A 7448-nucleotide genomic window follows, 5' to 3' on the forward strand; every position below is an offset into this window, starting at 1 on the left:
GGGCCACCCTGAAAACCCTCAATGTGTCGAGAAAGCCCGTGCGGCTGCTGGGATTCGAGCCATAGGTCATCTACACAGGACAGCACTCGATCACCGCGGCGACGATCGCCTCAGATAGTGCGTCGGACGCACGCCAGGGCGCGCAACGGCGCACGATCGAAGCATTCTGCGAGCCGGACTCCGGCAGGGCCGGCTCCTCTCAGCTCCAGTCGGATTCATTGATCGCCTCGGCCACGCCGTAGGACCCGAAGAACAGCAGTCGGTCCAGCAGATCGAGGATCTCGGGCCGGCGTGTGGGGGAAGATGCCTGAACGTACGCGCGGACCAGCAGGCGGCCGATGTCGCGGGCGTCGGCCGCCACTCCCCGGGAGAGGTCGGCCGAATCGGCTCCGAAAACCGTGACGAAGCGCCGCGCACATGCCAGAAACAATTCGTCGGACCGGTCCGGAGCATCTTCGAGCGTGATCAATAGCTGATCGAGAGCAGCTTCGAAGGCCCTGGAGTCGATCAGTGCGATCAGTGTCCGCCGATAGGGCCTGAGGCGTCGGCCGCGCAACGCGGATGCCACCGTGGCAGCCGCTTCCCGTACGTCCTCCTCTGGATCATGGAAGAACCGAACAAGCGCGTGATGAGCAAGCACTGTGTCGCCGGTGTTCAGGAGGCGCTGAGCGCACACGTCGGCGGCTCCCTGCCGCTGCGCCGTGTCGTTCCCCGCAACTACTTTGGCCAGCAGGTCAGGCCTTTCCCACTCCATCGCGGCCAGCGCCGCGACCTGACCGCCGACCCTGCGCACCGCCGCTACCGGGGAGCGCAGCATGCGTTCCGTCAGTGGTCCGACCGACGCCGGATCTCCGTGCATCAAGGCAACCGCCAGGCGACGAACATACGGTGACGCCAACAGGTGATCGGGGGCGTGGACAAGCACCGCGAAGGCATCGGCCGCCGCCGGGCGGTCGTGACGGATCGCGGCATGCAGTATGTGGGCGACGCATGCCCGGACGTCGAGAGAGGGGTCGGCAGCCAGTCGGCTCAGGTGAGGAACGATCAAAGCAGCACGGGAGCCGTCCGCGTCGTGGATGAGCACATCGCTGAGACTCTCGGCCGCGCTCCCTCGTACGGTATTAATTCCGGCGGTAAGCAGGTCACGTGTCACGTCATGTACGTCTGCGCCGAAGAGATCGTCGGCATCACCCGGGTGCCCCGAGTCGAGAGCACGGTTCAGGAGCACCTCCACCAGGTCGAGCGGCAGGTGGCCGAAGTACTGCCTCAAGGCACGCCCCAGCCACCGATCCTGCCCCGGCCTGCCCCTGCTCGCGAAATGACGTACCGCCGCGAAGACGATCTCGGGATCGTCGTACGGCTCGGCCTCACCGAGGCCGCGAAGCAGCGCGGCACCGTAGGCGGGGTGCGTCCCAGCGCTGATCCGTACAGCGAGCCGCGCGAACCGGCCGGGGTCTGCCGCCGTCATGCTCTCCAGCACGTGGGACAGTTCACGCGCACCGCCGGTGAGTGTCGCCCAGTCGGTTCGATCCCGGCTGTGCTTCCGCATGGCCCTCAGCCACTGCTCGTCGTTCATCAGTCGGGCCGCTTCCACCGGAATCGGCGATCCGACGAACCCACCCGTCCTCTCCTCCGGTTCCTCCGGCTCCCGTCGGTCGCCGTAGCGCCGACGTAGTTCTCCGAGTCGGCGCATCGCCCGCTCGGAGAGCCGCTCTTCGGGAAGCGCTGTCAGCAGGGTGAACTCGTGCCAGGGCGAAAGTTCCTGGTCTGGGGGAAGGCGCAGGTGGAGGAGGCACTCCTCCAACCGCACGAATGTGCCGTCAGGCACAGCGCCGCTTATGGCGCTCAGGACCTCCCGGGCGCTCCACACGACGTTGGCCATGTAGCCGGACAGCAGACGGTGTCCGCCCTGAAGAAGGATTTCGGCAGCCCAGGGAGCAAGGTCGGGTCCCCCTGCGACCAGAGCTTGGTACAGGAGCCATTGCGCCGTCTCATACGGCTCATCCTCCAGATGTTCCACGAGTTCACGCACTCGCGCGGCGTCCCGGGCTGCCATACTCCGCAGAGCTTCGGCTGTGCCTCGCAGCAGGGCGTCGCCCAGGTCGCTGGGATCGTCGTCGGGATGGCGGTACGAGAAGTGGCGGTCGCCGACGGGCCACCCCGGCTTCACCGGAAAGGCGGTCAGGTTCATGACGGTCAGGAGAATCGGCAGCACCTGGACGCAGAACTCTTCCTGTGCGCCGGCGGCAGCAGCAGTCACCGCCTTGAGTACCGCGTAGTCCCGGTTCAGCAGTGCCGTCGCCCTCCCGCGGTCGTCGCGCCGGAGGGCGTCCGGGCGTTCCACGAGCAGTACGCCCAGCAGTTCGACCACCCAGCAAGGCTCTTCGGCCGCCAGTTCACCTGCCGAAACCCAGAAAACGTGCTCGATTCCGGTGAAAAGACCCGCTCGAATGCCGTCGAGCAGGAGGTCGAAGAGCAGTCGGCTACCTGCAAGGTGCGCGCGGGGCACGATCCGCATCAGCCAAGCGCCGTACTCAGAGTCGGCAGCGTGCGGTTGCAAAAGGCGGGCCACCCGATCGGGCAGCGCATCCACAACAGCCACCAGCAGTCTCGCCGCCCGGTCCCGCTCTCTCCTGTCGGCGCTGTCGAGCCAGTCCTCGAAGACCCCTTCGTCGTCCACTCGGCAGAACCAGGCGGGTGCACCGAGCACATCGACGAGGCGGTCGTGGAAGGGCAGGCGTGCGTCCAGCACGCGGGCGACGGCACTCCAATCGATGGCGGTGGGAGCGTCCAGGCCACGCAGCACGGCCAGAGTCAGGTGCTTGAGGTGATAGCGGATGTCCGGACTGATCAGCAGTGCCTCGGCCTCCTCGGCGAATCGGTCCGGATCGAGATCCCGCAGGTGATCCAGCACTTGCCGAAGCTGCCCACGGCGGAACAACTCCTGCTCCCCACCGGTGAGGAACTCGACCAGGCTCTCCTCGCGCCGGAGCCACTCGCGGGCGAAGGCGTAGTCGAAGAAACTCTCGTGGAAGAAGGCCAGTTGGTGACCGTCGCGCACACAGACCTGTTCCGACTCCAGGATCTTCCGGCTGGCGGCGAGGTCGTCCGTGTCGAGCACGCTGTACGGCACGGACAGTCGTCGGCGCGCGCTCATGGCGGCGACGACGGCCGAGACCGCCTCGTGGAAACGGACGGACGGCCGCCGGGCGCACGCCTCCTGCTTGGTGTCCCAGAAGGCGTCGAAAAGCTGCCGGGTGGTGCGGAAGCGGAGGGCTTCCCCTCGGTCCGAGACCTGCTCGAGAAGAACGAGATGCAGGGGTGAGCGCAGCAACGCGCGTTGCGGCGGGGCCAGGAGGGAGACGTCCAGGCCCATGCCGGTGACGGCGCTGTCCACCTGGGCGTCGGACAGCGCCCCGACCGCGACGCGCGTGCAGTGGTCGAGTTCGGTGAGCCTGCGGATGCGGGCGTCGGCCTCGACGTCGAACGTGCGGCATGCCAGGACCATCCGCATGCCCGGGTGTGCCGCGGCCTCGTCCACCAGGTCCGCCACCGCGTCGAAGGTCTCCGGGATACGGCCCGACGCCAGGCTCACGGCGTCGAGCTGATCCACGACGAGGACGCACGGCCGACCGTCCGCCACGGCACCGAGAGCACTGACCGGGGACATGGACAGGCCGATGCGCTGCCCCAGTTCATGGGTCGAGCCGAAGGGACCCAGACGGTCCAGCCGGAAGGCGAGAACGGGAGTCGCCGTCTCTTCGAGGGCGGTGAAGATCTGGTGCAGTACGGCGCTTTTTCCGCCGCCCGCGGTTCCGGTCAGCAGGGCGAGTCGCCGGGTGCCCTCCCTGACCTCCGTCGCCAGGTGGATGGCCTCCTCCCTGGGGATCGTGGGCCGCAGCAGCGTACGTTCGACACTCGCCGCCCACCGTTGTGTCGCCGTTCTCACGGCGTCGGACACCGCGACGGTGTCGGCCCGCACGACCCGCCGTAACCCGTACGGCGCCAGTCGGGTGAGGAGGGCCGCGGCGTCGAGAGTGGTTCCCAGGTTGTCGAGCAGGACCTGCCCCAGAGCGAGGCCTGCCAGGCGTCCCGGCGCTCCTGTCAGTACCTGCTCGGCGAGGACGGCGTTGGTGTGCGCGAGTTCCCGTTCGTCGTGCCACTCCACCCACAGCCCTTTCAGCAGCCGCCAGGCCGTCGCGGCCGAGCCGTAGACGGCGGGCGAGGAGAGGGCGTCGAAAGGGCCCCGGAGTCCGCGGGTCAGCCACTTGGTCTCGAAGGTGACGAGATCGTCGGAGCGTCGGGCGCGGTCCGCGAGTTCGCCGAGGGCGCGGGCGGGAAGTACGGAGGCGAAGTGGAACTCCCGGCCCGCGTCGGCATGTGCGCGTAGGGTCTCCCACACTCCTTTGCCGCGGAGAGAGGTCACGTTCCAGGCGTTCGCGTTGCGGTTCTGCCGTTTGACCTGGTGCGCTTCTGTCCCGTGAGCGTGCCGGTAGACGAATTCGACCCCGTCGCCCAGCGGTCCCGCCGGTTCGACGCAGAGCGACGTGCCCGAGCCCAGTAGTACGTACAGAGCGTGCCTGATCGTCCAGGCTCCCTCGTAGCGGTTGCCGAACTTGTCCGTCTCACCACCCGGCCTCGGTGCCATGGTGCCCCCCTTGCCCCTCCGGTGCAGCCGCAGCAGGCGAGGAGCGCGGTGCGGTGCGCAAGCCTGGCGGCGATCCGCCTGTGACAACAGAATGCACGGCGGACTCGGCGACGAAAGCCTCGATGCCGCACTCCCCCTTGACGGACCCGATCCCGGGGAGGCGCCGCCCCACTCCGGCCATCCTGCGCAGTGTGCTGCACGAGGTCCCGCTCGTCTTCGCCGGGAGTGCGTCGCGCACGCCCGCCCGACGCTGCCTCCCGCTCAAGCGTCGAGCACCTGACGGAGTGTGGAGCTGTTCCTTCCACCCCTCCCGCCTCTCGACAAGGCTGGTGGTGAGGGCCGCCCGGCCCGGGAGGGACTGTGGGGATGCGGAAGGTGCGTTGGGGGCTGCTGGTGACCGGGGGGTACGCCGATGTGGCCATGAAGGCGAAGGCGTTCTCGCGGACGGCGGAGTTCGTGGCTGTGGCGGCCGACGACGCGCGGGAGTACGCGCGGACGTGGGACATCGCCAGGGCCCACGGCAGCCGGGAGGAGTTGCTGGCGGACGACGGTGTCGAGGCCGTGTTCGTGGCGCTGGATCCCGTCGAGCACGCCGAGTGGGCGGTCAGGGCGTTGCGGGCCGGGAAGCATGTGGTCGTCGAGAAGCCGCTCGCGTTGTCGGTGGCCGATACGCAGCGGGTGTTCGACGCGGCCGAGGAGGCCGGGCGGGTGTGTGTGGAGGGGGTGTTCTCGCGGCATCATCCGCAGCATCGGCTGGCGAAGAGGCTCGTCGACGACGGGGTGATCGGGGAGTTGCGGTACATCTACGCCGCCTGTACCGCGAACCTGCCCGGCGACTACTTCCGGCGGTTCCCGGAGCGCGGGGGCGGGGGGATGCTCGATCTGGGGTCGTTCACGCTGGCCGCCGTCCGGATGTTCGCGGGCGAGCCGGAGCGGGTGTACGCGGAGGAGGTGCGGCGGGCCGGCGCGCTCGACCACAGCTTCGCGGCGACCCTGCGGCTGCCCGGCGATGTGCTGGCGCAGTTCGAGGTGGGCCAGGAGGTGTGCCGGGGCGACGCGCTGGAGCTGGTCGGGACGACGGGACGGCTGGTCCTGGAGGACCCCTGGTTCTGCCGGGACATCACCCGTGTCGAACTCCAGCGCCAGGGCCCGCCGCCGCACGCGGACCCGGTGAGCGAGTACCTGCCGGTGGACCCGGAGGGGGCGTACCGCTGCGGTGAGTCGTACGCCGTCTCCCGGATCCTCTTCGACGACGTGTCCCGCGCGATAGCGGAGGGCCGGCCCGCTCCGTACGGCCGTGCGGACGCGGTGGGGCAGGCGCGGGCCGTGGAGGCGCTGTTCGAGTCGGGGGCGAAGGCCGTACCCGTGCAGCTCTAGAGGGCGTACAAGCGGCTGGTACGACGAGAAGGCCCGGCGTCACGCCGGGCCTTCCGGGTACGGGGGCAGCCTCGCTCACGCCCCTTCGATCACCCTCTTGATCCCCGCCACCGTCCGTTCCACGTCCACCGCCAGCTTCGCGTTCCACTCCTTCACGAACCGCTCCCGCCCCGCCTCGTCAAGGGACGCGAAGATCTTCGACAGCCCCTCGGTGAGCCGCCCCAGCCGGTAGTGGTGGACGAGGACGACGCCCCCCTCGGCGGGCGAGATCTCGAAGGACCAGGTGCTCTCCTGCGGTTCCCCGGCACTGGTGAGGATCATCCACCGGAACACGGAGCCGGGGACGGCCTCGACGACCTCGGAGAGGGTCGACCACTCGCCCCGGATGACCGGCGCCCACGGCACGGCCTCGGCGCCGCGCAGGTTCTTGCCCTCGAAGACCGCGCCGACCGTGGAGGGCGAGCCCTTGATCCAGGTGCCGCCCTGGCACTCCGGGCTCCATTCGCCGCTGCGTCCGAGGTCGCTGACGACCTCGTACACCTTGTCGGCGGGCGCGGCGACGAAAATCTCGGCGCGCACCTGGAATGTGGTGACTCCGGGGCGCTCGTAATCAGTTGCCATTTCGCTTTCCCTTCTGTGCGCAGTGATATTCACGCGGTCCGCTGGAATTCCCGGTCCCCGTGCAGCCATTCGACTTTCCCGTGGAGTTCGTCGGCGCTGAGCGCGGACAGCTCCGCGTTCCGCGCCTTCGCCTCGACCCCGGCGGGGTGGTAGACCTGCCGTCCCATCTCGCGCGCGATCAGCTGGGCGCGGGCGGCGCGGCTGCGGCGCAGTGCGGCGTACGCGCCGAGCCGGGCGGGCAGCGCGGCGGCGGCGATCTGCGGGCCGAGCAACTCGCCGAGCAGCACGGCGTCTTCGAGGGTCTGGCAGGCGCCCTGCGCGGCGTACTGGAGCATGGGGTGCGCGGCGTCGCCGAGGAGCGCGACCCGGCCGTCCACCCAGGTGTCGACGGGGTCCCGGTCGCACAGCACCCAGCGCCGCCACCCGTTCCCGAGCCGCAGCAACCGCCCGGCGATCTCGCCGAGTTCGGGGAACTCCCCGAGGACGACGCCGCGTTCGACGGCTTCTCCGGCGACGGCCGTCAGGGCGCCGTCGTCGCGGGTCGCGGCGAGGTTCAGCTCCCGCCCCTCGCTGATGGGGTAGTGCACGAAGTGCCACTGCGGCCCGGCCCACAGGCACACGGCGTTGGCGCGCAGTTCCTCGGGCACGCCGTCCATGGGGATGACGGACCGGTAGATGGTGTGCCCGGACACGCGCGGCTCCCCGTCGCCGAGGAGTTGCCCGCGTACGGCGGACCGGATGCCGTCGGCGCCGATCACGGCGTCCCCGGCGACGCGGGACCCGTCGCCGGGGACGCCGTGAT

General features: G+C 69.5%; 4 protein-coding genes. 1 reads left to right on the forward strand and 3 read right to left on the reverse strand.

Annotated features, from left to right (window positions below):
• Positions 1-199 precede the first annotated feature (199 nt).
• On the reverse strand, positions 200-4648 hold the full coding sequence (locus AOK24_RS37845; RefSeq protein WP_055724470.1) for a hypothetical protein: 4449 nt from the start codon (positions 4646-4648) through the stop codon (positions 200-202).
• A 366-nt stretch (positions 4649-5014) separates the two neighbouring features.
• Between AOK24_RS37845 and AOK24_RS37850 the strand changes: the two genes are divergently transcribed.
• Positions 5015-6025, forward strand: a complete 1011-nt coding sequence (locus AOK24_RS37850) for a Gfo/Idh/MocA family protein (RefSeq protein WP_055724471.1) — start codon at positions 5015-5017, stop codon at positions 6023-6025.
• A gap of 75 nt (positions 6026-6100) precedes the next feature.
• On the opposite strand, the gene AOK24_RS37855 is transcribed toward AOK24_RS37850, so the two are convergent.
• Complete coding sequence (locus AOK24_RS37855) at positions 6101-6646, reverse strand: SRPBCC family protein (protein ID WP_055724472.1); 546 nt, start codon at positions 6644-6646, stop codon at positions 6101-6103.
• Between the two features lie 29 nt (positions 6647-6675).
• Positions 6676-7448, reverse strand: a 773-nt coding sequence (locus AOK24_RS37860; protein WP_206191339.1) for an FAD-dependent monooxygenase, incomplete at its 5' end; no start/stop codon positions are given.

It is taken from the genome of Streptomyces niveiscabiei (genome assembly GCF_001419795.1).
Lineage (GTDB): Bacteria > Actinomycetota > Actinomycetes > Streptomycetales > Streptomycetaceae > Streptomyces > Streptomyces niveiscabiei.

Excerpts from the sequence above, each read along its gene's own strand:
- AOK24_RS37850 (WP_055724471.1), top strand. The coding sequence starts at position 5,015 with ATGCGGAAGGTGCGTTGGGGGCTGCTGGTGACCGGGGGGTACGCCGAT.
- AOK24_RS37845 (WP_055724470.1), bottom strand. The coding sequence starts at position 4,648 with ATGGCACCGAGGCCGGGTGGTGAGACGGACAAGTTCGGCAACCGCTAC.
- AOK24_RS37855 (WP_055724472.1), bottom strand. The coding sequence starts at position 6,646 with ATGGCAACTGATTACGAGCGCCCCGGAGTCACCACATTCCAGGTGCGC.